This is a genomic window from Lachnospiraceae bacterium JLR.KK002, from assembly GCA_036941025.1.
Taxonomy (GTDB): Bacteria; Bacillota; Clostridia; order Lachnospirales; family Lachnospiraceae; genus Petralouisia.
In genome coordinates this window covers 272,891-297,925 of record JAYMNP010000001.1, presented here as the reverse complement: position 1 = coordinate 297,925, position 25,035 = coordinate 272,891, and the positions used below count along the sequence as shown (strand labels likewise).

Here is a 25,035-nt window from a genome sequence, read left to right as displayed (position 1 = left end):
TTTTAAGCCCCGGTTCCGGCGAAAAAGGGTGACATGGAGAGAATTTTACCGTATAATTGATTTATCAATTCAGATTACGAAAGGAAACCAGACTATGACAGAACGGGAAAAAATGCTGGCAGGCCAGCTCTATGACTGCGGAGACACAGAGCTGCTGACCCAATAGCATAAAGCAAAAGATTTAATCAGGAATTACAATCAAACGGATTCTGCAGATTCCGAAGAAAAAGAACGGATTCTGAATGAATTGCTGGGCGGACGGGGTAAAAATCTGTGGATTACCCCGCCCTTTTATGTGGATTACGGCAATAATATTTATTTTGGAAATAACTGCGAAGTAAATATGAACTGTACGTTTCCGGACGATAATAAAATTATCATCGGAAATAACGCGCTGATAGCGCCCAATGTCCAGATTTATACCGCCTTCCATCCCACAAATGCAGCGAACCGGTTCGGACCCGCCAGGGAAGACGGTTCTTTTGAATTCTGTAAAACACAGACTGCCCCTGTTGTCATCGGAGATAATGTATGGCTGGGAGGCGGCGCCATCCTTATGCCGGGCGTAACCATCGGCAATAATGTTGTCATAGGAGCCGGAAGCGTTGTCACCAGAGATTTTCCGGACAATACCATCGCCTGCGGAAATCCTTGCCGTATTATAAGAAAAACGACATCTGATTTATGTCCGGAGGCTTTATGTCAGTTTCCGGATCATGGCAAGCACCCGTCTCCCACAGGTTCGGATTGCTTCTTCTGACAGTTCTCCTCTCTCACAGGCCTGCCGGATATTCTCATCATCCTGGGGATTTCCCGGCATAATAATATCATTTCCGGCAACGGCGCATTTCCAGGAAATGCTTCCGTCCGCCGGAACTGTTGTATTCCAGTCAGACATTACCACACCTTCAAATCCCCATTCTTTCCGCAGGACTCCTGTACAGATATCTCCAAAATTAGCTGCATGAAAGCCATTGATACGATTATAGGAGGACATAACAGCAACGGGCCGGCTTTCCCTGACTGCAATTTCAAACCCACGAAGATAAATTTCCCGTAAGGCCCGCGGGGAAATACAGACATTTACACTCATCCGGTTATCTTCCTGATTATTGCAGGCAAAATGCTTCACCGTAACACCGCAATTTCCATCTGCCTGCACACCGGAAACAACTGCCGCCGCCATTTTTCCGGACAGGAAAGGGTCCTCCGAATAGTATTCAAAATTCCTTCCACACAACGGATTCCGCTGAATATTCATCCCAGGCGCAAGCCACAGATCCACATAAAACTCTTCCATCTCCAGAGCCACAGCTCTGCCAAATTCTCTCATTAAATCCACGTCCCAGGTCTGGGCCAGCGCTGTCCCCACGGGAAAAGCCGTACAATACTGATAATAGGTGTCCGCATCCTCATGAAATTCCATTTCCTCCAGAAAACCGTTCTCCAGAGAGCCCAGAACTCCCACCCCATACACAGAGTCTGATTTCCGGTCCACCTGATAGCTCTGGCGCAAGCGCAGCCCCGCCGGCCCATCCGCCATAATCAGCGAACGTACACCATATTTATGTTCCAGCGTTTCCGTGGTCTCCCCGGCTGAACCCGGCACCCGGACGCCCGATGAGCCCAGAGTACTGGCTCCCTTTACAACATTTCCATATAAAAGAGGAATCAACTCCTCAACGGACAGTTCCTGCTCCTTTCCTTTCAGCTCTTCCTTACTTCCTCCCTGCCCGCCGGGCATCGGAGTCACGGAATATTTCGTTTCCCGGTTCTGCTCCCCGCGGGGATGGAACAGAAATTCTGGCGTCTTCTGCTTTTTTGCCATTTTCAACCATTTTGAGACATTCTCCTTCACAGATTTCGGTTCGGCAAATTCTTCCAGAACTTTTTGTGCCGGACGTATTCTTTCCGTACGCTCCAGCACCACAGACTCCGGTACTGTAAGAATTGCCGCCGGTTCCAGAGATTCTGCATGTTTTCCCAGCCACAACCCATAAGAACCTTTCTCCACTATCCAGGCCTGCTGTTCTTCTGAAAAACCAGCCATCTGTTTCTGGTCTGTGACAACTCTGAGCTGTTGGGATTCCCCCGGCTGCAGTAATCCCGTCCTGGCAAATCCGGCCAGCCGGTAGCATTCTTTCCCCTGAGGCCCAAACAGGTACGACAGCCCTATCCTTTCCTCATCAGCCGCAGAACACTCTGCTTCTTCCATCTCTTTCTGAGGTAATGTTACATAGACCTGTACAACTTCCCGGCTTGCATAAATTTTCCCGATATTTTTCACAGTAACGATAAGCTCCGCGCCTGTTTCCGTAATTTCCAGTCTGTCAAAATCCACGGAAAATTCCGTATAGGAAAGTCCGTAGCCAAAGGGAAACAGGGGCTGTACACCAAAACTGCTGAAATACCGGTATCCCACATAAATTCCTTCCCGGTATTCCTCTGTTTCCAGATTTCCGTTCAGGGCTCCAAACTCCTCCGCCGAAGGATAATCTTCATAGCGCTTTGCCCAGGTAGCTGTCAGCCTTCCTCCAGGTACAGATTTTCCAAGCAACACGTTGGCCGCTGCGTGTCCTCCCTCCTGTCCCGGCAGGGAAATAAGCAGAATCCCTTTTATATTCTCTGCTTCCTGTAGTATATCCGTCAGTTCCACTGGTGCTCCCACATTCAGAATCAGCACAATGGGCATGTTCTGACGGTTCAGAAACAGAATATCCTCCCGCTCCTGTCTGCTTAAATAATAATCCCCTTCTGTTCTGCTGCGGTCTTTCCCTTCGCCGGAAATGCGGCTGATTACATACAGCGCCGTCAAAGCGCCTTTCACATCTTCTTCTGAAATACTGCGGCCCTCCGGCATGGAAAATGGATTCAGGGCATAGGCGTCAAAAGGATTTTCCATCTTTTCGGCGTCCTTTAGCACCTTTTCCTTCCATACATTCCTGGCATCCTCATAACGCTTCTCGTAATCTATCAGCCATTCTTCACTGGTGATGGGAACCCCTGCCTCTTTCAGTCCCCGGTAAACAGAAATATTTTCCCGGTTGTTCACGTCCCCGGAACCAGTTCCGCCTTTCACCGTTCTGACTGCGCCTCCGCCAAACAACCCTGCGGGCGCAGAAGTTTTAAGGGGAAGAACCCCTTCATTTTTCAGAAGAACCATGCCTTCCGCTGCCAGTTTTCCGGCCAGTTTTCCATGCAGGATTTCCCGTTTAGATGGACGTTCTTCCATTGTACCACTGTGGACCTGTTGTAATACCGCCATACTTTCTCCTTTCCAATCTTATTTTCTGACACGAACAGAATCCAACCCATCATATATTGCTTTCACACAGAGTTGGATTCCTTCGTTTCATTTTATACTGCTTCAGGCTTCAAACATAACTGAACCTTATATTAAAAGCAACTTTTTTTCCGTAAAACCTTCCCGTCATTACTCCTTTACTCCGCCAAGGGTTACGCCTGCAATAATATATTTTGACAGGAACAGATACACCAGGATAATTGGAACAATTGCCACCAGAATCATCATGTATATTTTACCCATATCAAAATTCATATAATCCGCACCGCGAAGGGTCGCAATGAGTATGGGCACCGTCATTTTATCTTTGGACTGAATCACCAGTGCCGGAACAAAATAATTATTCCATGAACCCACAAAGGTGAAGATTGCCTGTACCGCAATGGCCGGCTTCATAATGGGAATCACAATCTGGTTAAAAGTCCGAAATTCCCCGGAACCGTCAATTCTTGCCGCCTCCACCAGAGACAGGGGAAGGGAGGACTGCAGGTAGCTGTACATAAAATAGAATACAGCCGGAGATGCAATGGAGGGAATAATCAGCGGAAGCAGGGAATCATACATTCCCATATTTGTAATTAACCGCAGGAATCCCATTGCTGTCACCTGCGTGGGCATCACAAGGATTGCCATGATAAAAGTAAAGGCCGCTTTCTTTAATTTAAAATTATACGCATACAGACCATAAGCTGTCAATGCCGAAAAATATGTACAGATTGCCGCTGAACAGCCGGAAACCACCAGGCTGTTTAAAATCCCCCGAAACATGGGAAATGTACCGTCGTTAGCCACATTTTTCAGATTTTCCAGAAAATAATTTCCCGGCAGAGCAGAAAAACCTTTCTGCAAATCTCCATGGGACCTCGTGGAATTGATAAACAGAATATAAAAGAAAAACAGACACATAAACGACAGGATAATCAGTACAATATGCGCCAATATACTTCGTGCATGGTTGGAGCCTTTTGATTTCATAACTTTATCCCCTCCTTTGCTTTTTTGCTTTTTTTGCTGCCGCTTTCGAGCCATCCGGATCATCATTATTGGTCATCCGATATACTACAAAGCATAAGATACCGCTGACAACAAACAGAAATACCGATAATGCGCCCGCCATACCATAATTCTTACTCTTTAAATGACTGTTCAGAAACATAATCAGGGTCATGGAGGTACGATCCGGCGTCCCCTGTCCGTTTGTCAGAATCTGAGGCACATCAAACATCTGCAATCCGCCGATAATAGAAGTAATCAACGTATAGGCAAGAATTGGACGTATCTGGGGAAGGGTAATATAGAAAAACCGCTGCAGGCTGTTACATCCATCCAGTTCAGCCGCCTCGAATACATCCGGGCTGATTCCCATAATGGCCGCCATCAGCATAATTGTGGAATTTCCAAACCACATCAGGAAATTCATAAGCCCTACCAGGGATCTTGTTCCCCATACAGAACCCAGAAAATCCACCGGCTGACTGATCCATCCGAAAGAAGTCAAAATGGAATTGATGGGCCCGTTCGTGGAAAACATGGTAAAAAACAACATGGCAAAGGCAGAAGCCATAATCAGATTCGGCAGATATATCACCACCTTAAAAAACTGTGTTCCATGGATTTTAAGCCTTGCGTCCACAAACCACTCGGCAAGCACCAGAGCAATTACAATCTGGGGAATAAATCCGATAATCCACAGTATCATGGTATTGCCTGCATATTTCAGCATATCCGAACCCAGCAGGCTGATATAATTCTCCAGACCCACAAAATTCGGCCCTATCTCTTTAATCCCTGAACGGTAATACTCAAAAAAACTATACCGGACAGTATCCACCAGAGGGATCAGAGAAAATATGAAAAAACTCACAAAAAATGGAAGGATAAACAGATAGCCCCATTTTGCATAATCTATTTTTTTATGTTTCTTTTCCATAAACTGCCACCCCTTTCTGTTTTTATCCGGCGCCGCCCATTCTGCATACCGCAGCGCCGGCTCTTTTCATTCTGGCTGCAAATCCCGGTTATCCGGGCTACGCTGCCTTATCCTGCGCACCAGGACGTCAGAATCTCTTTATTCCGGCCACTGAATTTCCGTAATATCCGGGTAACGCTCAATAACTGCTGTTTCGAAGTTCGCTTTTGCTTTTTCGAAGTCAACGTTCCCCTGCAGATAATCATTAAAAGAATTCTGGATTAATTCCACACAGCCCTGATCGTAAGCAGAAAGAGGCGCAATCACGATATTCTCTGCCACCGGTGCAAAATATGCAAATGCGTTCTGTCCGCCCAGGAAATCAGAAGCAAACTTCTTATCATCTTTTGCCGCCCGCTGCATACCGCTCTGAGTATTGGTAAAGTCCGCATAATCTTTGGAAATCTTTAACAGATTTTCCTGATCTGCAGTCACTGCAAGGATGATATCTTTCACATGCTTCGGGTTATCTGTGCCGGTACATGCATGAACATAGGAACCGCCCCAGTTATATTCCTGCGGAGGATTGGTAACTGCCCAGGCGCCGTCTTCACCATCCCAGTTGGGCTTCAGCGTAAAATCAATGCCCCATGCCGGAAACAGGAAAGCAAACACCTTTGAAGTGGAACCCATTGCCTTGTTCCAGTCATCATTCCACTGGCCTTTTATATTTTTGTCAAGATATCCCGCATCCAGCCATTCCTTCGAATCGCTTACCCAGTCCATTATTTTCTGATCCACTTTGATTACAGTTTCTCCGGGGCTGACCCAGGACTGGGCAATACTGTTGCCATAAAGCCGGAACGTATCCGCATAAGAGGAAAATGTAAAATACCCCTTCGCCTTCAGTTCTTCCGCTGTTGCTTTCATAGTATCCCAGTCCTTCACCTTTTCGCCCACTTTTTCCGGATCATCCGTACCGAATACATCTTTGGCAATATCCCGGCGGTATACCAAAAGTCCCGGACAGCACTGCCAGGTGGAACCTCTCTGAACACCGTTTGCATCAGAAGCTGTAACCTTTGTGAAACTGTACTGATCCGACAGATCCTTTTCCGGATCGATGCCAAGGTCTGTCAGGGGCATGGCTGCGTCTGCATCTGCATCCGTATATTTGTTCACATAATCTGTCTCGGACAAAAAGATATCTACTTTATCGTCTGCCGCCGCATCCGCCTGATTCAACAGCGCTTCATCCAGTTTCTGCTGGTATACGCCATCCTGATTGGGATTTATGGTCCAGTGGATTTCCGTCCCATCCTTTAATGTAGTTACCGTTCCGTCTTTGGAGGTTTTCTTCACCTCCGGATAAACCGCCTCCACACGCTGACGGAATTCATCGTTCCAGCTGTAAATATTGATGACTTTCCCTTCCTCTGAATCGGATGCTTCTCCCGCTCCGGAGCCGGACGACGTTCCACATCCTGCCAGCGCTCCCATTGCCATTGCAACAGCCAATAAGATACTAACTGTCCTCTTTTTCATTTGATAAATCCTCCTTCTTTTTTCTGCGGCATCTGCCTTACACTTCTACCGCACATTTATTGTGTGGCAGGATTATATCGTAGATTCCAGGACGAATATACTACGAATTTTAACAAAATGTCAGATTCATGACACCTTTTGAAAATATTATTCCTGACGCGATATACCAAAATCCATGTTTTTATTTTTAGGTCATAATTCTGATATTTTTCTCATATTTCTGATTTTCTCAGAAGTAAAATTCCTATATGATATTCCTTAACCATATGGAAAGGAGAAAGAAATTTGAAACGTATAAAATTTACCGATGAACATGGAAGTTTCGTAATCAGCCAGCCGGAAAATACCAGTTACCTGTACTTTCCTCTGGCTTCGGAAACAGGATTAAAAAGCGCTGTAACCCCCAGCCTTGGCGGGGACGCCAAGATTGACCAGGAAACTTTTCTTCTGGAACCGGTAAGTTCGGAAAATCTCCATAATAACCGTTCTGTCCGGAATTTCTGGTGTACCACGGAAACCGGAGACGTCTGTTCCGTCTCCGGCGCTTCTGCGGAACAGGAAGCGGCAAAATTCACTTCCCGGCAGGAGGAAAGCCAGGTGTCCGCAGGATTTATGTGGCATACATTAAATCGTTCCTTCAAAGCTCTGCAGCTTACATCCACAGTGGATCTTTTTATTCCAAAAGACGAAAATGTGGAAATCATGCATGTGACAATCCAAAACCGGTCGGAATCTGCCCGGAAGCTGACAGCCTGTGCAGGGATCCCAATTTACGGCCGCAGTGCAGACAACATCCGTGACCATCGGAATGTAACTTCCATGCTTCATCGCATTGATGCAGAAGAATACGGAATCTTTGTCCGCCCCACCATGTCTTTTGATGAGAAAGGCCACCGCCCAAATGACCGGATTTATTACGTTATGGGCTGTACCGGAAGCGGATCTGCACCAGTGAGCTTCTATCCCACTGTGGAAGATTTTATTGGAGAAGGAGGCTCCTTTACTCATCCCCGTGCCGTATACGAACAGTATCCGGGATATCCCGCCCCCTGTCAGGCAGCAGGAAAAGAAGGAATGGGCGCTTTCCGTTTTGAAACCATTTCCCTTGCCCCCGGCGGGCAGGTATCATATATCATCCTCCTTGGAGCAGAAAACAGCCGGGAAAAGATTCACCATATTTTCCGGAAATACAATACCTCAGAAAAGGTACAGGCTGCCCTGGCTGATACGAAATCCTGCTGGCAGGAAAAAGTGAAAGTCAGCTTTCATACCGGTGACAGAGATTTTGACTGTCTCATGAAGTGGATCAGCTTCCAGCCCTTCCTGCGCCGGCTGTTTGGCTGCTCCTTCCTCCCTCATCACGATTATGGCCGTGGAGGCCGGGGATGGCGCGACTTATGGCAGGACTGCCTCTCTCTTCTTCTGATGGAACCGGAAAATGTCAGGGACATGATCATCAAAAACTACGGCGGCGTCCGCATGGACGGAACAAACGCCACCATTATCGGAACCGGAGACGGAAATTTCCTTGCAGACCGCAACGGTATTACCCGTGTCTGGATGGATCACGCCCTCTGGCCGCTGATGACCACAAAACTTTACATCGACCAGACCGGAGACATTGAAATCCTGAACCGGCAGGTTCCCTATTTCAAAGATGCGCAGGTAATACGGGGAACAGCCCTGGATACCCTCTGGGACCAGGCAGATGGAAATATGCAGCTTACAGATAAAAAAGATATTTATACCGGAAGCATTTTAGAGCATCTTCTCATCCAGCAGCTTACTGCCTTTTACGAAACAGGAGACCATAATATCTGCCGGCTGCGGGACGCAGACTGGAACGATGCGCTGGATATGGCCTCGGAAAAGGGCGAAAGCGTTGCCTTCACCTGCGCCTATGCAGGCAACCTCCTGGAACTTGCCGCCATGATCCGTCTGCTGGACAGCAGTTCTACAGTCCATACCGCTGAACTTCTGGAAGAAACAGAACTTTTACTCTGCGACCACCCGGAACTTTATAACGACACTGGCAGAAAGCAGAAAATTCTGGCTGACTATACTTCCCGTTGTAAACATACTGTCAGAGGCAGACGCGCCGTTTTTTCCCTTTCTGTACTTGCAGCAGATCTGTCCCAAAAAGCAGCCTGGCTGATGGATTATGTGAGAAATCAGGAATGGATAGAAGGAATGGAGGGAGAAGGCTGGTTCAACAGCTATTATGACAACCAGGGACAGGCTGTGGAAGGAATCCACAATGGACAGGTTCGCATGATGCTGACCGGCCAGGTCTTTGCCATCATGAGCGGAGTGGCGGAGGACACCCACATCAGGAAAATTGTAAAAAGTGCAGATCATTATCTTTACCGGAAAGAAACAGGCGGCTACCGTCTGAATACTGATTTCCATGAACTGAAATCTGATATGGGACGCATGTTTGGATTCGCCTATGGGGAAAAGGAAAATGGCTCCGTCTTCTCCCACATGGCAGTCATGTACGCAAACGCCCTGTATCGCCGGGGATTTGTGAAAGAAGGCTGGAAGGCTTTAAAAACCCTCGCCGATACCGCCCTGAATTTTGATACCAGCCACATTTATCCTGGCATCCCGGAATATTTCCGCTCTGACGGACGCGGAATGTACCACTATCTGACCGGAGCGGCGAGCTGGTACATGATGACCATGATTACAGAAGTTTTCGGCGTCCACGGAGAATCCGGAGATCTTATTTTATACCCTAAACTTCTGGCAGAACAGTTTGATTCAGATGGAAATGCCTCCATCACCGTCCCTTTTGCCGGAAAATGTTTTACCATCGTATACAAAAACACAGAAGGCAAAGATTTCGGCGCCTGTACCATTGGTTCCGCCCTCTGCGGGCAGACCATGCTTCCTGTCTGTGAAGATTCCTTTGCGGTTCTCACACGGGAAAGCATAAATGCCCTGCCGGATCACGCATACACAATCACAGTAGAACTTATTTAAAAGGAAAGGATGAAAACTGCAAGATGAAATATGGATATTTTGACGACGATAACAGAGAATACATCATAGAACGGCCGGATACGCCAGCCCCATGGGTAAACTATCTTGGCTCTCCGGAATACGGTGCAATCATTTCCAACAATGCCGGGGGCTACAGCTTTGCAAAATCCGGCGCAAACGGACGCATCCTGCGCTACATTTTCAACAGCTTTGACCAGCCTGGCCGATATCTCTACATACGCGACAATGAATCCGGAGATTACTGGTCCGCTTCCTGGCAGCCAGTCGGGAAAGATTTAAAAGATTATCAAAGCACCTGCCGCCATGGAATGGGCTATACCCAAATAGAATCCGTATATGCCGGAATCATTTCCAGGGCCTCCTACTATGTCCCCCTGAAAAAAGCCCATGAAGTCTGGGCCCTGTCCCTGACGAACACCTCCGAAAATCCCAGAGAACTTACCATTACCGGATATGGAGAATTTACCAACCACAGCAACTATGAGCAGGATCAGGTAAATCTGCAATACTCTCTGTTCATTGGCCGCACGTTATTTGAAGAAAACAGAATCATGCAGCAGATACATGGCAATCTGGATTCCCTTCGGGAAAACGAAAAAGTGGATGAAAAAAATGTAACGGAACGCTTCTTTGGTCTTGTCGGAGCCGAAGTTGCTTCCTACTGCGGAGAAAAGGAACACTTTCTTGGAAAATACCATGGATACAACAATCCGCAGGGAGTTTCCTCCGGTAACCTTGGAAATATCACAGGCTACAACGGAAACTCCTGCGGTGCCCTCTCCTGCAATATTACTCTTGAGCCGGGAGAGACAAAAACCATTGCATTTCTGCTGGGAGAACAGGAATCCCCAAAAGCGGCAGCCATCCTTTCTGCTTACACAGATACGGAAAAAACCGTAAGGAAGGAACTGGACGAGCTGAAAAACTGCTGGCATAACAGGATGGATCATCTGAAAGTCAGCACCCCCAGTACGGAATTCAATACCATGATCAATACCTGGAATGCATACAACTGCTTTATGACCTTCCTCTGGTCCCGCGCAGCCTCCTTTATCTATTGCGGCCTGCGCAACGGTTATGGTTACCGTGACACCGTACAGGATATCCAGGGAATCATCCACCTTGCACCGGAACTGGCGGCAGAAAAAATCCGCTTTATGCTTTCTGCCCAGACAAGCAGCGGAGGTGGTCTGCCCCTTGTAAAATTTACCCATAATCCCGGACATGAAGATACCCCGGACGACGCTTCCTACCGACAGGAAACCGGGCATCCGGCTTACCGGGCAGACGACGCTCTCTGGCTCTTTCCAACCGTTTATAAATATATCGCCGAAACAGGAAATATGGATTTTCTTGAAGAACGCATTCCCTATGCGGATAAAGAAGCAGACAGTGTGTACGACCATCTGAAACGGGCCATCCGCTTTTCTCTGGAACATTCCGGTCCTCACGGCATGCCTGCCGGGCTTTACGCAGACTGGAATGACTGCCTGCGCCTGGGGGCAGACGGAGAATCCTCTTTTGTGGCGATGCAGCTTTATTATGCCATGACTGTTTTGAAAAAGTTCGCAACATACAGGCAGGATACAGACTATCTGAATTTTTTAACAAAACAACAGGAAGAACTTGGCGCACTCATCCGGAAACTGTGCTGGGACAAAGACAGATTTATCCGGGGTTACACAGAAAAAGGCCAGCCTGTGGGCTCTGCCGCGGACCCGGAAGCCAATCTCTGGTTAAACCCTCAGAGCTGGGCTGTTATCAGCGGACTTGCCGATATGCAACAGGCTGACGCCATACTTGACAACGTTTATCACCGGTTAAATACGGAATACGGCGCGCTGCTAATGGATCCCCCTTACCATGCCCATGCCTTTGAGGGCGCACTGGCAGTGATTTATAATCCTGGCACCAAGGAAAACGCAGGTATATTTTCTCAATCCCAGGGGTGGCTGATTCTTGCGGAGGCTCTCTGCGGCCATGGAGAACGTGCCTTTACCTATTTCATGGAAAATGCCCCTGCCGCCTGGAATGAGCAGGCAGATATCCGCCGCCTGGAACCATATTGTTACGGGCAGTTTACAGAGGGAAGGGCCAGCAAACACCCCGGACGCTCTCATGTACACTGGCTCACCGGTACCGCTTCCACTGTTATGGTGGGCTGTGTGGAAGGCATTTTAGGACTTCGCCCCGACCCGGAGGGAATTAAAATCTCCCCGTCCATACCAAAGGAGTGGACACATTTTGAGATTGACAAAGACTTCCGCGGAAAACATCTGCATATCCTTGTGGAAAATCCCGGCAGACGGGAATCCGGCTGTGAAAAACTTACGCTGAACGGCAAAAAGCTCACCGGAAATTATATCCCGGCCAGCCTTCTTCAGAAAGAAAATGAAATAGTGCTTGTATTATAAAGGCAGCTACTCCGGGGCAGATTCTGCCCCGGTTTCAATATCCCATTGCACCATATAATTGATATCCCGGTATTTTTTCGGCGTCATACCCACAATTTCCCGAAACTGCTGTATAAAATGGCTCTGGGAAGAAAAGGAGAGACGGTTGGCAATCTCAATAACAGAGTAATCACTGTAGCGGAGCAGATTTCTGGCCTTTTCAATTTTCTGTTTCCGGATATAGGCGCTGACAGAATCCCCGGTTTCCTTTTTAAACAGCCTTGAAAGGTAGCTGGACGACACTCCAAGTTCATCTGCCAGGTCTTCAATGGTAATACGTTCTTTGATATGGGAATAAATGTATTCCTTACAGGCGCTGATATGTCTGGAGTTGGTATCACTCCGGCGGAGTATACGCATCTTTTCCGCATAATCCAATACCATTTCATCATGCAGATTATGCACTCCCTGCACAGTATGAATATCATCCAGCTTCTGAATATAAAAATCACTCATCCGAAAAGCCTGTTCCAGCTCCATACCTTTCTGCCTGCACAGACGTGTAATCATGGCCGTCGTAATCACAAAATGATATTTCAGATTCGTTACCTGATTGCGGGACAGTACGCCGACGCCCTCGCTGTCCAGAAACCGTTCCTGTTCACAGTTCTTCCGAACTGCAGCCACATTTCCGTTGGATACTGCCTGATAAAACAGAAATTCTTCTGTCGGTTGTCTGTGTTCGATTTCATCCACATCATCTTCCGCTTCAAAAAGAAGCCACTCATCCTGATATCCCACAAAGCTCACCCGCCTTTCTTCTGTAACCGCCTCAGCAGAGCTTCCTTTTTATAAGCCCTGATATTTTCCTCAATCTCTGTATAATCCCGCTCAAACAGTTCGTCGCTGATCTGTCTGTACAAACGCTCCTTCGGCACCTTTAGTAATATTTTATCTATCACAAAGTCCTTGCTTTTCTCCCTGTATTTCGGAAGCCTGTTTCTTTCCTGAATACGTGCAAGCTCCGGCCGCCACATCAGACCCATTTTTCGTTTCCAGTTTACTTTGGGATTCTCCCCGGCTTTCCGCAGCAGATAAAAATCCGGCCTGCCCTCTTCCAGTTCCACTGTAATAATGCCCCACCAGTCAGGCACATGTTCCTCTACATGGTGGGCGTGTTTCGTCCCCGCCACAATATAGTTATAATCAAAATACTGATTGTAATCTCTCACCTGACGGCTCAGCCTGGCATAAGTGTCCGCATCGCTTTTGATTTCCAGTCCGCAAAGGGATTCCGGAAGCACCATTACCACATCTGCACGGCTCCGCCCCACTGACTTTTCTTCTATAATCCTGATTTTCCCGTATTTTTCTTCCAGAAAATCAAACAGCGGTTCTCTGATATCCTTATCGTAAAGCATTTTCGGCCCTCACTTCTTTTGGATGTTCTCTGTCCGGTTCCGGTTTCTGCCGGAATTTTCAATGATATCTGTATCAGTTTACAGTTTAGCACATATAATGGCAGAAATCTATGGGAAAGGGACACAAACCCTCTGGTCTGGCTGCACATTTATTCCTTGACAAATATATATCGCAGTGCGATAAGCAGAATATAACTATCGTACTGCGATATATTTACGGTACTCAGGCATTGAACCGGACAGTGAGGTGGTGACATGAATGCCCATATTCAGAAAGTATACGTTCCGATGACAGAAACGGGATTTTACATTTTACTTTTTCTGCGTAAAGAAGCCCACGGTTACAGTATTGTGAAACAGGTGGAAGCGCTGACACAGGGGGAAATCCACATCAGTCCCGGCACCATGTACGGCAGCCTGTCAAAAATGGAGAAGGACGGTCTCATCCGTTTTGTCCGGGAAGAAGAAAAGAGAAAAATTTACTGTATTACGGAACTGGGGACACAGGTACTGGAGCTGGAACAGAAACGGATAGAGCGACTTTACCGGACTATGAAAGAGGTGTGTGATAATGAAAGACATGAAAACTGAAATCAGATTTTTTTCAATTCCAGATTTGTGGTATACCTTATAATGTTTTTCTGGTTCGCCATACAGTTTTGGAAGTATCAGAAATCCCTGTAAGAACAAAATGGGATCTTCCGGAAGCTGCCGCAAAACCAGCCTGCTGCGGCGGCTTCAAAGCACTTATATTTTTATCATCCAAATATTTCCTTTCACTTCACTGACAGAACAATTTCGTATAATCTGTCCGGGTGTCTGCGATATGGTAAATATAAACCACTGTGCCAGTCTGCTTATAAATGACAACATGCTTATCACATATAACCATTCTGTATCCCTGCTGATTCAGCCATTCATCTGGTGTTAAAGAACCTGAATCCGGAAACTCCCCCAAACGTTCTGTTACGTTCAATATATGGTCACTTATTTTCAAAGCTGTTTCCACGCCAAACTGAACCAGATACCAGTCTTCAATCCGTTTTAAATCCTCCCACGCAACAGGAAGGAACTCTACCTTATATGCCATCCGCCCGCTCCCTTAACCGCTTTCTGGCCTCTGAAACGCTGACTGTCTCAGCTCCATCCAGCCGCTCCTGTTCTGCCTGAAAAACCTTCGCACGGAGCTGTAAAATCTGTTCCCGCCTTTCAAAAGCCTCTATACTCATAAGAACCAGATCACCCTCACCATTTTTAGTAATATATATTGGCTCTTTTGTTTCTTTTGCCATATTAGAAATCGTTGTGTAATCATTTCTTAATGACGCTGATGCTTTTATGATCATCCATATCACCTCGTATCATTTTTTTGATATAATTATATCTCTATTATCACCTTTCGTAAAGTATTTTCACAAATTATTCAAAACACTGTGGGATGATACACAATTTACACAACACAAATGTGTCCGGCCAGATAATTTTACTGGCACAATACCTGTCCACTTATTTCCGATTTATCGCCGCTTTCAGCAACAAATTTTGCCTTTTCAACAGTTTCCGACAAACTCTTTCACCCACTTATCCAGTTCTTTCTGGCTGCGAATCACAGCGGTTTTGTATCCGTACTGCTCCAGCACCTTCCGATACCGTTCCTTCTGGCTCTTCTTCCTGTGAAGCAGCCACCAGATAAATTCCCGGTTCATCCGTTCCACGCATCCCTCTCCCATGGACTCTCTGGTTCGTCCCCGGTTCTGAACATACCGTTTCCAGGCCCGGAAGAAACAGGGAAGGCGTCTGAAATTCATCAGTACAATTTTGTCCGCTTCCTCCAGACGTCTCTCAAATTCCAGAGCGGAGTAAGTCCCGTCAATCACCCAGGACTTATGCTCATCCAGAAACTGTTTTACAATCTCTGCTGATTCCGCTCTGCTTCTCTCCTGCCAGCCGGGAAGCCAGTGCACCCTGTCCAGGTGCAGAACAGGAATCTGAAATTTCTCGCCCAAATATTTTGCAAGGGTAGATTTCCCGCTGCCGCTGTATCCGATCACTGCCACGCGCATTTTTATCTCCTCCCAACACAGGCGGCCACTTCTGCCAGCCCTCCGGGCCCTCCTCAGGGCAAGCCTTAAACATTCTTAAACTGGGCCATATACAGATTATAATAATGGCCTCTCTTCTCCATCAGTTCCGCCGGTCTGCCCTGTTCCAGGATACCTCCTTTATCAATGACAAAAATCCGGTCTGCCCGCTGTATGGTGGACAGCCTGTGGGCAATAACAAAGCTGGTACGCCCTTTCAGCAACGCTTCAATCCCTTTCTGCACCAGAATCTCCGTGTGGGTATCTATACTGGAAGTAGCTTCGTCCAGAATCAGGATTTTCGGCATACTCACCATAGTTCTGGCAAATGCAATCAGCTGGCGCTGGCCGATGGACAGTCCCGCTCCGCGCTCTTTTAACACAGTATCATAGCCCTTTTCCATCTTCATAATAAATTCATGGGCATTGACCGCCTTTGAGGCCGCAATGATTTCCTCCTCTGTGGCTTCCATATTGCCATAGAGAATATTTTCTCTGACTGTTCCCTGGAAAATAAAATTCTCCTGTGTCATCACACCCATCTGCCGCCGCAGACTTTCCATGGACACCTTCTGAATATCGTGTCCGTCAACGAGAATCCTCCCTTTCTGGATATCATAAAAGCGGCTGATTAAATTCACAATGGTGGTTTTTCCCGCTCCGGTAGGACCCACAAGGGCAATGGTCTCTCCCGGCTGAATCTGAAAACTTACATTTTCCAGCACTTTTGTTTCCGCAGGAGTTCCCTCATCATAGGTAAAGGACACCTGCTCAAATTCCACTTTTCCCTCAATATCCGGCAGTTCCTGTACATCCGAATTGTCAAAAATATCCGGCTTCGTGTCAAGAATTTCAAAAATACGCTCTGCCGCTGTCAGATTGGTAATCACCTGATTGTAAAAATTACTCAGGTTCATCACCGGATTCCAGAACATATTGATATAGGTGCCGAAAGCCACCAGCATACCAATACTCACATATTCACCGCCAATCATCTGAATTCCCACCCAGTAGAGAATCATGGCCCCGATACCCCAGCAGAAATCTATGGCCCCGCCGAACATATCTGAAATCCGCACCGCCCTGATAAAGGACTGTTCATGCTCTTTCACCAGACCTGCAAAAATATCCTGCGTTTCATGTTCCGCATGGAAACTCTGAACCACATTCATTCCTGCAATGCCCTCATGAACATAGGCGTTCAGATTGGAGCCTTTCTTCCTGAAAATCTGCCAGCGGGCATGGGAAAATTTCTGGATAAACCAGATTGCCACAGCCATCATCGGAATGCTGCTTAAGGAAGCCAGCGCAAGGCGCCAGTCCTTTACTACCATAATCACCACCACACCGCAGATGGTAATAAAATCCGGAATCAGAGTGGTGACTGCATTGACCAGCACATTTTTCAGAGAATTGACATCTCCGATAACCCGCGCCAGAATCTTCCCGGTGGGGCGGCTGTCAAAAAAGGAAAAGGACAGTGTCTGGATATGCTCGTAGAGCTCCTGCCGGATTTCCAGCAGAATCTGATTGGAAATCCGGGCCATCACATACATCCGCACCTTTACCATAACTATAAAAATCGCGTTAATTATCAGAGTAATCACTGCCAGCCTGGCCAGCCCCTGCATATCTTTTCCGGCAATATACACGTCAATTGCCTCCTCGATAATCAGAGGGTTAATCAGGGAAATCACGACGGTGATAACCATGCAGACCAGCACTCCTGCCACCTGAAGTTTATATTGAAACAAATAAGCAAACAGCCGCTTTAAGGTCTCTTTTTTCCCGATACTCTCAAGCTGTTCGTCTGTTTTATAAGAATTAACTGCCAAAATCACACCTGCTTTCTGTCTGTTTCTGTCTGCCTCTCCAGGTTTCCTCTCGCAGGAAAACACTTTCACTTATCAAAGCGGCAATGTATCCTGGGGAAGAAACACATCAGGCCTGCCCCGGCGCTGTGCCCATCTGAGCCACATAAGTGTCATAATAAAGGCCCTGTTTCGCCAGCAGTTCCTCATGGGTTCCCCGCTCTCTTATGGTTCCGTCCTCCAGAAAAATAATCTCATCTGCCCGGCGCACTGCGGAAATCCGATGGGCAATAATGATTTTCGTGGCGTCCAGAGTCTCCAGTGATTTCTGGATTTCATATTCCGTCTCCATGTCCAGGGCTGAAGTAGAATCGTCCAGAATCAGCACCGGATTGCGTTTTGCAATGGCTCTGGCAATACTGATACGCTGCTTCTGTCCCCCGGAAAGTCCCACGCCCCGCTCTCCGATAATGGTCTCATAAGTCTCCGGCATATTTTCTATAAATTTTCTGGCCTGAGCCAGCCCGGCGGCATGGACCATGGTTGGACTGTCCAGAGCCGCCCGTTTGCCCATACGGATATTCTCGGAAATGGTGTCAGAAAACAGAAATACATCCTGCATAACCGTTCCGATACTGCTGCGAAGCTGTGCCAGAGACAGTTCCCGCACATCCACACCGTCCAGCTTCACACTTCCTTCTTTCACATCAAAAAAGCGCATCAGCAGGTTTACCATGGAAGTCTTTCCGGCCCCGGTAGCCCCCATCACCCCAAGGGTTTTCCCCTGCGGCAGCGTAAAGGAAACATCTTCCAGAATTTTCTGCTTCCCTCTGGCAAAGGATACATGCTCAAAGGAAATTTCTCCTTTTACCTGTTCCAGTACCACGGGATTTTCATGCTCTGTAATGGAAGATTTCTGCTGATAAATTTTATTGATTTTTTTACAGGAAGCAACGGCCGAAGACAGATCATTGGTCAGCCATCCCAGCATTTCCATGGGCCACACAATATTCCGGCAATACTCGGAAAAAGCCACCAGACTTCCCAGTGTCATTTCCCCATAAATCACCTGTACTCCGCCGATAATCACCATTACCACCGGCAGCAGCTTTCCGGTAAACTGAAACACCGGATAAAACCGTACCAGCGTTTTCGCCTGCTGCATATTCAAATCATAATACTGCCGGTTGTGGGAAAGAAATTTTTTAATTTCAAACTTTTCCCGTGCAAATGCTTTTACCGTGCGCACACCCGCCAGATTTTCTTCGGCAATGGTGGTGAGCCTGGCATTTTCCTCACTGATTGCTTCATAAATTTTATCCAGCTTCCGTTCCATGAAAACGGCGATGATTCCCATCAGTATCATTGCTCCAAGGGGCAGAAAAGCCAGTTTCCAGTTCAGGGTAAACATACAGTAGAGCACCATGGAAATGTGGATGACCACCTCAATGGACAGCATTCCCACATATCCCAGTGCATTCCATACCGCGTCCACATCATCTTTTACCCGCGCCATCAGCTCTCCCGTATTGGTGTCGTCAAAATAATCCATGGAAAGCCCTTCAATATGGGCAAACAAATCTTTCCGCAGTCTGGCTGCAATCTTAACACTTACCGTATCAAAGGTAAATTCTTTCAGATAACCGCCCAGACTCCGGCCTGCCCCGATAATCACTATCATGGTAAGCAGTCCGCCCAAAAGCTCCATTTTCCCCTGAATGATAACATCATCCACAATACTCTTGGTGATTACCGGATACAGCATATCCAGCACAATGGCTGTAACCATACAGAAAATGGCAAACAGATACGCATACCAGTAATGGGCGATATAATTCAGTATTTTCTTCATAATCCTTCCTTTCCCAGATGTCTCCCGGTGACAGTTTTCATACTGATTCGAGTCCCTGTGACATACTTCAGATTCGCCGCAGTGCGATAAGGACTTTTTATTCTATAAGAAAACATTTTCACGCATTAGCGTGGCAAGGTCTTTCTTTTAAGATAAAAAAACCCCGTGGGCTTTACCCACGGGGTTTCTGTCTTCCTGTTATCTGTACGCACTCTGCGCATACAAATCCACTGCTATTTCATTCTTCAGGCACATCCGATACATGTGCATATCTTTCCCTGAAATAATGTGGAATCCTGTCTACAGTCACCGAGGTAAATCTGCAAGTTGTCTCTGTGAAATTATTTCTGTTCTTCTGTGCTAACTTAATCATGATCTTACCTCGCTTTCTTTTATTTTATCTGATTTCTACGTTCTATTAAAACATGTCTGCTAATATTTGTCAATTACTTAATTTTTATTTTTTTCCCCTGATAACTGCTGGTGTAAGTTTTTCCCCGGTAAACTTTGCAGGCTCTCACTGCAAAAGTATACGTCTTCCCGGATTTCAGATTCTTCCTGGTATAACGGAGGCTCTTTGTGGTTTTCAGATTCTTCCAGGAACCTTTTGTCCCGGTCTTATACGAAACGATATATTTGTCAGCCCTGGGCACCTTATCCCATTTTACAGCAGCTTTCTTCTTCCCGGCCGTTACTTTAAACTTCACATCTGCCGGATTTGTGGCAGTATACAGAGAAGTGTAGGACTTGCTGAACACCTGCTTTTTATTTACGGTCCGGTACGCCTTTACTGCAAACCGATAACCGGTGGCAGACCTGAGCTTTTTCACAGTACAGGAAGTTCGGCCGGAGGTTACCGTTGCCAGCTTCTCCCATTTTTTCCCGGAATACTGATAAACCCGGTACCCTTCCGCCCCGGAAACCTTCTTCCAGCTCAATTTGATACTGGTGGCCCCGGACGAGGCCTTAAGACCGGTCACATCGGAAATACCTTTTTCGGAATTCTGAGGCTGCTCCAGCTTTGGAACAATGGAATCCTTATAGCTGTCTCCGCAGACAGAGCAGGTGTGCAGGGTATAACCTTCCTCCGTATAAGTGGGCTCCACTTTGCTGACAACATACACATGGTCCGCCACAGTAATGGTTTTCGTCACAGTACAGGAAGCGTCTCCCTTTACAGAGGCAGTGATTACGGCGGTTCCCGGCCCCTGCACGTTAATCATTCCGCCGGCGTCAACCGTTGCCGCCGCAGGATTACTGCTGACAAAATCAAAGCCGGATGCAGACAGCTTCGGCTTACTGGTCTCAAACAGTTCATTTGCATGATAAATATCCATGGAAACTGCCGTTCCCTTATCTTTGCATACAAAGGCCTGATTTGCCGCTGGCTGCAGATGCAGCAGAGATTTCCGTATGGAAACGCTTCTGGTCACCTGGCTGCTGCCGGAAAGAGCCGGCTCAAGGGCTGCCGCATTGTCAAAAAACTGTACCCAGTGCCAGATTCCTCCGCTGTCCTGAAAGCAGCCGATTCCAATGCTGGTCATTTCCGAATCCGTGATATTGGCCAGATGGCCTGGGGAACTGATCCAGGCCGCCATCACAGCCTGGGGAGAAGGATAACCAACCGCTATGTTCTCCGCTCTGCGGGTACCCCGGTCAGTGGCGGTAAAACACTTCGTCCCATCGGGCCTGGTGTGACTGTAATACATGGCCAGTTCCGCCGCCCGCTGCATGGCAACCTCTGTCAGGGCCTGGTCCTGTTTCAGGGCCCCAAGTCCTCTCCTGGCACGTTCCTGATTAACCAGCGCCAGCACTTCATTTGCATAAGAATAATTTTCCGTACCGCTGATATCCACATTGACCTTTGGATTGGTTTCCTCATAATTCTCACCGGCAAAGGCTCTGATTTCTTTCATAATTCCGTCCGCAGACTGATATTCGGTCAGTACCTTCTGAACTTTATTGTTCCCGTCAATCAGAACCGTAAAAGGGAATCCGGCTCCTGCCCCCTCATTGAGAACGCCAAGGTCATAATATTCAAACGCGGCGTCCCAGATACTGCTCCCTCCATCATAACAGAACAGAATATGCTCATTCCCGTATGTTGCGGCAAAATTTTTCACCGCTTCCTGAGAGGCTTTATTAGCTTCTGCAAAAACCACCCGTATTCCCGCACTGCTTACCCAGTCGCTTTTTGCAATATTCCGGATGGTAGCCTGGGAATTCCCACAGGTTGTGTATCCAAATACAAGCACTGTGACTTTTCCCATCTCTGTTTTGGTGGAAACCTCCCACCCATTTATGGAAGCAAAGGTATATTCCATATTGTCCGGCTTCTCCCCGGAAGCTGCCTGGGCTTCCATTCCTGTAAAATTTCCCGCCAGGGGAATCAGCAGCAGCCAGACCACCAGAAACAGTGCGCGCAGATATGCCTTTTTCATTCTAATCTCCTTTCCATAGCAAACTCTTACAAAAACAGGAAGAATTTCCCATAATTAAAAATATAATTTAATAAATTGTATCATGAAAAAAGCCGGTATTCAACTGAATACCGGCAGATTTTACCTGATATCATACACGCTTCTCAACCGGATTCCCTGAGGCTCTCCGGAAAGAATTTTTACCCGCTTCTCTCCTGCGTTCATGTCAAAATAATTATCCGAAAGAATGAAGTCTTCCTGTTCATTCCGTATTTCCACGCTTTTTGCATAAGCGTCTGCGGATATTATGATTTCGTCCTCTTCCAGCCGGAAGGAAAGGCGGGGATTTTCATAGCGGAAGTATTTGGGATAAGAGAAAATCACGGTTCCCTCAGATATGACTTTTCCGTTCTGTCTCATTCCAAAACTCACATACTCTGAAAATATGTCCGTTTCCGGCAGCATCACTTTCTCAAGCCAGACACTGGTAAGGGCCGGAACATGCACCTGACGGATTTCACCCCTTCTGAGAACCTCTGCCGCGGCGTTTCTTACTTCCCAGAATACCTCCACCTGCTGGTCTGCTCTGGTCTCATTTGCAACATTTAAGCGGATGGACTTTTCAAATACAAAATGCTCCCGGTTCATATCGGCTTCCTTTGTCATCATTCCCTCTTCCTGACAGGAAATCATCAGAGGTGCAAAAAACCGTTTTTCCATATAATGCAGAGCCTTCCAGCGGCCGCAGTAATCAATGGAGGACCAGGAAATCACTGGCCAGCAGTCGTTTAGCTGCCAGACAATGGCTCCCATGCAGCGGCCCCGGTTCCTCCGGAAATGCTCCACGCCGTACCGGATGGCGTCAGCCTGCAGAAGCCGGGAAGCATAAATTAACATATCAAAATCCGAAGGATAGAGATAAGTCTGCTGAAGGTAATTCATAATCTTTCCGTTTGCCCCGTACTGTCTCTGGTGCTTTTCCATCACATAAGAAAACAGGTTCATATCCCTGGGGTCATCGGTGATGGTTTCCAGCGTTTTCCGGGCGGGCAGAGACTGGAAGCCGAATTCTGAGGCATAGCGGAAAAAGTATTTCCGGTATTCTGAAAAAGGCCTGTTCCCGTGCCATACGCTCCAGTAATGCACATCCCCTCTGTCCGGGCTGTTGGGCTCGTCAAAGGCTCCGCCGGAGGAAGGACTTGCAGGCCAGTAAAAGGTCTGAGGGTCATAAGTTTCCAGTACTTCCGGAATAAGCTGTTCGTACATGAGAATATAGTCCCGCACTTCTGTCTTTTTGGTGACCCAGTGATGGCCTTCCTCCACGAACATTTCCATCTCATTATTGCCGCACCACAGGCCCAGGGACGGATGGTGGCGGAGGCGTTTCACATTGTCAATAAATTCCTGACGGATATTTTCTTTAAATTCCGGGGTCAGTTCATAGACCGCACAGGCAAACATAAAGTCCTGCCAGACAATCAGCCCCAGCTCATCACAGATATCATAAAACCAGTCCTCCGGATAATATCCGCCGCCCCATACCCGAATGGCATTGTAATTTGCCGCCGCACACTGTTCCAGCAGCTTTCTGGTGGTCTCCGGCGTTACCCGGCCCAGCAGATGGTCCTCCGGAATATAGTCGGCCCCCATGGCAAATATAGCGACTCCGTTGATTTCATGGGCAAATCCTGTGCCCCACTCATCCTGTTCCGTTCTCACTGTCAGGGTGCGGAGGCCCAGATTCCGCTCCCATACGTCAGCGGGAATCCCATCTGCGTAAAGGGTTACTTTTACCCGGTAAAGGGGCTGGCCGCCATATCCGTTGGGCCACCAGAGCCTGGGATTGCTGATATGAATTTCTGCCGGAGAACCGGTACAGGTTCGGACTTCCCCCTCCGGCGCGGTAATTTCCACCGTATACGTAAGGGAACTCTGCTCTGTCGCAGCGGATATCTGTTCTGCTTCCACCTCAAAATGCAGGGTAACTCCCCGTCCGTATGCTCCTGACGGACATACACGCTGTCCAGTCTTGCATCTGTAATACCCAGTAAAGATACCTGCCGGAAAATGCCTGCGTCCGGCAGATGAGCGCCCCAGTCCCAGCCAAACATGCAGTGGGCTTTCCGGATATGGACAAAACCGTCCATGGCATCTTCGGAGCCCAGGGTCCGGCATTTCCCAAAGGCTTCCCGGATATAGTTCAGGGGCGAATGGAGAACAACTCTCAGTTTATTATCCCTTTCCCTCAGAATCTGAGTCACATCGTATTCCCATATACGGTGCATGTTATATGCTGATCCCACATGGACTTCATTGAGATATATGTCGGCAATGGTGTCCAGCCCGTCAAACCGGAGCAGAATCCTCCGGCTGGCCAGCAAATCTTTTTCCCCGTCAAAACAGATCTCATATGTATAATCTTTTTCCATCAGGGCCAGCGCGGAAATTTCATTGTCTTTCCAGAAGGGGTCTTCCATATCCCCGCTGCGCAGCAAATCCGTATACACTGTCCCTGGGACAACTGCAGGCCGGGGAGATTCTCCCGGCCCGTACATCTGCCAGTTATGATTTAATTTCTGCCGTATCAATCGGGTTCTCCTTCTCACTCTGCTTTCGGATATTCGTTGCACAGCAGACGATAGGGGACTTCATCTTCCTCAATCGCCGGAAAACGTCCGATGGGCTCATAAAACCTGTTGTCATTTTCATCGTCATTGCACATGGATACCTCTCCCAGAAGCACGTCGCCGCTTCCCTCCTCCACATGGAAATCATGGTACATATAAGGATAAATGGTAATGCTTTCTCCCGGCGTCAGCTTCACTTTCGTACCTGCCGGAACGGTAAATTCCCTTCCGTCGCAGCTGACTGTCACTTCCGTATCCGCAAACTCTCCGTCCTCTGTGGAATTGTAAACGGTAATCAGCACGTTACCCCCGCCCCGGTTGATGATATCTTCCATTTTATTCCAGTGAAAATGCATGGGAGCCATCTGCCCTTCTTTTACAAGGAGGAGCTTTTCCGCATAGGTCTTGGTATATTTATCCAGTTTCAGATTACCGTTGCGGATGGTAATCAGGGAAAATCCCACCTCGTCAAATTTTCCGAGACCATAATCGGTAATATCCCATCCCAGCATATTGTCCCGGATTTCATTGTATTCAGGCCCTCTGGCTTTCCAGTCATCTGCAGACCATTTGCAGAAGGGCGGAATTTCGAATCCGTGGGCCTTTATCATTTCTTCCATATGTCTGATTTCCGCATTTATTTTTGAACGTTTCATTTTCTTTTTC

Annotated in this window: 17 protein-coding genes and 1 pseudogene; 4 read left to right on the top strand and 14 right to left on the bottom strand. The window is 47.5% G+C overall.

From position 1 onward, the window contains the following. The first annotated feature begins 94 nt into the window (after positions 1-94). Positions 95-670: pseudogene (locus VSQ32_01480) on the top strand (sugar O-acetyltransferase). A 27-nt stretch (positions 671-697) separates the two neighbouring features. On the opposite strand, the gene VSQ32_01475 reads toward VSQ32_01480, so the two are convergent. The 4 genes from VSQ32_01475 to VSQ32_01460 form a co-directional block, all read right to left on the bottom strand. Next, a complete protein-coding gene (locus tag VSQ32_01475) occupies positions 698-3,265 on the bottom strand; it encodes a glycoside hydrolase family 3 N-terminal domain-containing protein (GenBank protein MEH2941554.1) in 2,568 nt (855 codons plus the stop codon). Between the two features lie 168 nt (positions 3,266-3,433). Further along, on the bottom strand, positions 3,434-4,279 hold the full coding sequence (locus tag VSQ32_01470) for a carbohydrate ABC transporter permease (protein MEH2941553.1): 846 nt from the start codon (positions 4,277-4,279) through the stop codon (positions 3,434-3,436). Between the two features lie 4 nt (positions 4,280-4,283). Next, positions 4,284-5,234: a sugar ABC transporter permease gene (locus tag VSQ32_01465; GenBank protein ID MEH2941552.1), complete on the bottom strand. Its 951-nt coding sequence runs from the start codon at positions 5,232-5,234 to the stop codon at positions 4,284-4,286. Positions 5,235-5,372: 138 nt separating this feature from the next. Continuing rightward, entirely contained in the window at positions 5,373-6,758 is a 1,386-nt protein-coding gene (locus VSQ32_01460; protein ID MEH2941551.1) for an ABC transporter substrate-binding protein, read from the bottom strand. Positions 6,759-7,043: 285 nt separating this feature from the next. On the opposite strand from VSQ32_01460, the gene VSQ32_01455 reads away from it, so the two are divergent. Both VSQ32_01455 and VSQ32_01450 read left to right on the top strand, forming a co-directional pair. Continuing rightward, positions 7,044-9,743, top strand: a complete 2,700-nt coding sequence (locus tag VSQ32_01455; protein MEH2941550.1) for a cellobiose phosphorylase — start codon at positions 7,044-7,046, stop codon at positions 9,741-9,743. Between the two features lie 23 nt (positions 9,744-9,766). After that, complete coding sequence (locus VSQ32_01450) at positions 9,767-12,178, top strand: N,N'-diacetylchitobiose phosphorylase (protein MEH2941549.1); 2,412 nt, start codon at positions 9,767-9,769, stop codon at positions 12,176-12,178. Between the two features lie 6 nt (positions 12,179-12,184). Here the strand turns inward: VSQ32_01450 and VSQ32_01445 are convergent, their stop codons facing one another. Together VSQ32_01445 and VSQ32_01440 are read right to left on the bottom strand one after the other, a co-directional pair. Then, on the bottom strand, positions 12,185-12,958 hold the full coding sequence (locus VSQ32_01445; protein ID MEH2941548.1) for a helix-turn-helix transcriptional regulator: 774 nt from the start codon (positions 12,956-12,958) through the stop codon (positions 12,185-12,187). Positions 12,959-12,963: 5 nt separating this feature from the next. Next, on the bottom strand, positions 12,964-13,578 hold the full coding sequence (locus VSQ32_01440) for a sce7726 family protein (GenBank protein MEH2941547.1): 615 nt from the start codon (positions 13,576-13,578) through the stop codon (positions 12,964-12,966). Between the two features lie 255 nt (positions 13,579-13,833). Between VSQ32_01440 and VSQ32_01435 the strand changes: the two genes are divergently transcribed. Beyond that, positions 13,834-14,169: a PadR family transcriptional regulator gene (locus tag VSQ32_01435; protein MEH2941546.1), complete on the top strand. Its 336-nt coding sequence runs from the start codon at positions 13,834-13,836 to the stop codon at positions 14,167-14,169. A gap of 190 nt (positions 14,170-14,359) precedes the next feature. Here the strand turns inward: VSQ32_01435 and VSQ32_01430 are convergent, their stop codons facing one another. From VSQ32_01430 to VSQ32_01395, 8 genes are all read right to left on the bottom strand, one after another. After that, on the bottom strand, positions 14,360-14,668 hold the full coding sequence (locus VSQ32_01430) for a type II toxin-antitoxin system RelE/ParE family toxin (GenBank protein ID MEH2941545.1): 309 nt from the start codon (positions 14,666-14,668) through the stop codon (positions 14,360-14,362). Next, positions 14,658-14,924: a type II toxin-antitoxin system prevent-host-death family antitoxin gene (locus VSQ32_01425; GenBank protein ID MEH2941544.1), complete on the bottom strand. Its 267-nt coding sequence runs from the start codon at positions 14,922-14,924 to the stop codon at positions 14,658-14,660. The genes VSQ32_01430 and VSQ32_01425 overlap by 11 nt, the downstream gene beginning before the upstream one ends. Before the next feature lie 204 nt (positions 14,925-15,128). After that, complete coding sequence (locus VSQ32_01420) at positions 15,129-15,641, bottom strand: AAA family ATPase (GenBank protein MEH2941543.1); 513 nt, start codon at positions 15,639-15,641, stop codon at positions 15,129-15,131. A 65-nt stretch (positions 15,642-15,706) separates the two neighbouring features. Next, the gene (locus VSQ32_01415; GenBank protein ID MEH2941542.1) at positions 15,707-17,494 is read right to left on the bottom strand and encodes an ABC transporter ATP-binding protein; all 1,788 of its coding nucleotides are present in this window, start codon (positions 17,492-17,494) and stop codon (positions 15,707-15,709) included. A gap of 106 nt (positions 17,495-17,600) precedes the next feature. Further along, positions 17,601-19,322, bottom strand: coding sequence for an ABC transporter ATP-binding protein (locus tag VSQ32_01410; GenBank protein ID MEH2941541.1), 1,722 nt, complete (start codon positions 19,320-19,322; stop codon positions 17,601-17,603). 446 nt (positions 19,323-19,768) lie between these two features. Beyond that, positions 19,769-21,763, bottom strand: a complete 1,995-nt coding sequence (locus VSQ32_01405; protein ID MEH2941540.1) for a CAP domain-containing protein — start codon at positions 21,761-21,763, stop codon at positions 19,769-19,771. Between the two features lie 120 nt (positions 21,764-21,883). Further along, positions 21,884-23,710, bottom strand: a complete 1,827-nt coding sequence (locus VSQ32_01400) for a glycoside hydrolase family 2 protein (protein ID MEH2941539.1) — start codon at positions 23,708-23,710, stop codon at positions 21,884-21,886. A 634-nt stretch (positions 23,711-24,344) separates the two neighbouring features. Further along, the gene (locus VSQ32_01395) at positions 24,345-25,025 is read right to left on the bottom strand and encodes a D-lyxose/D-mannose family sugar isomerase (GenBank protein ID MEH2941538.1); all 681 of its coding nucleotides are present in this window, start codon (positions 25,023-25,025) and stop codon (positions 24,345-24,347) included. Positions 25,026-25,035 lie beyond the last annotated feature (10 nt).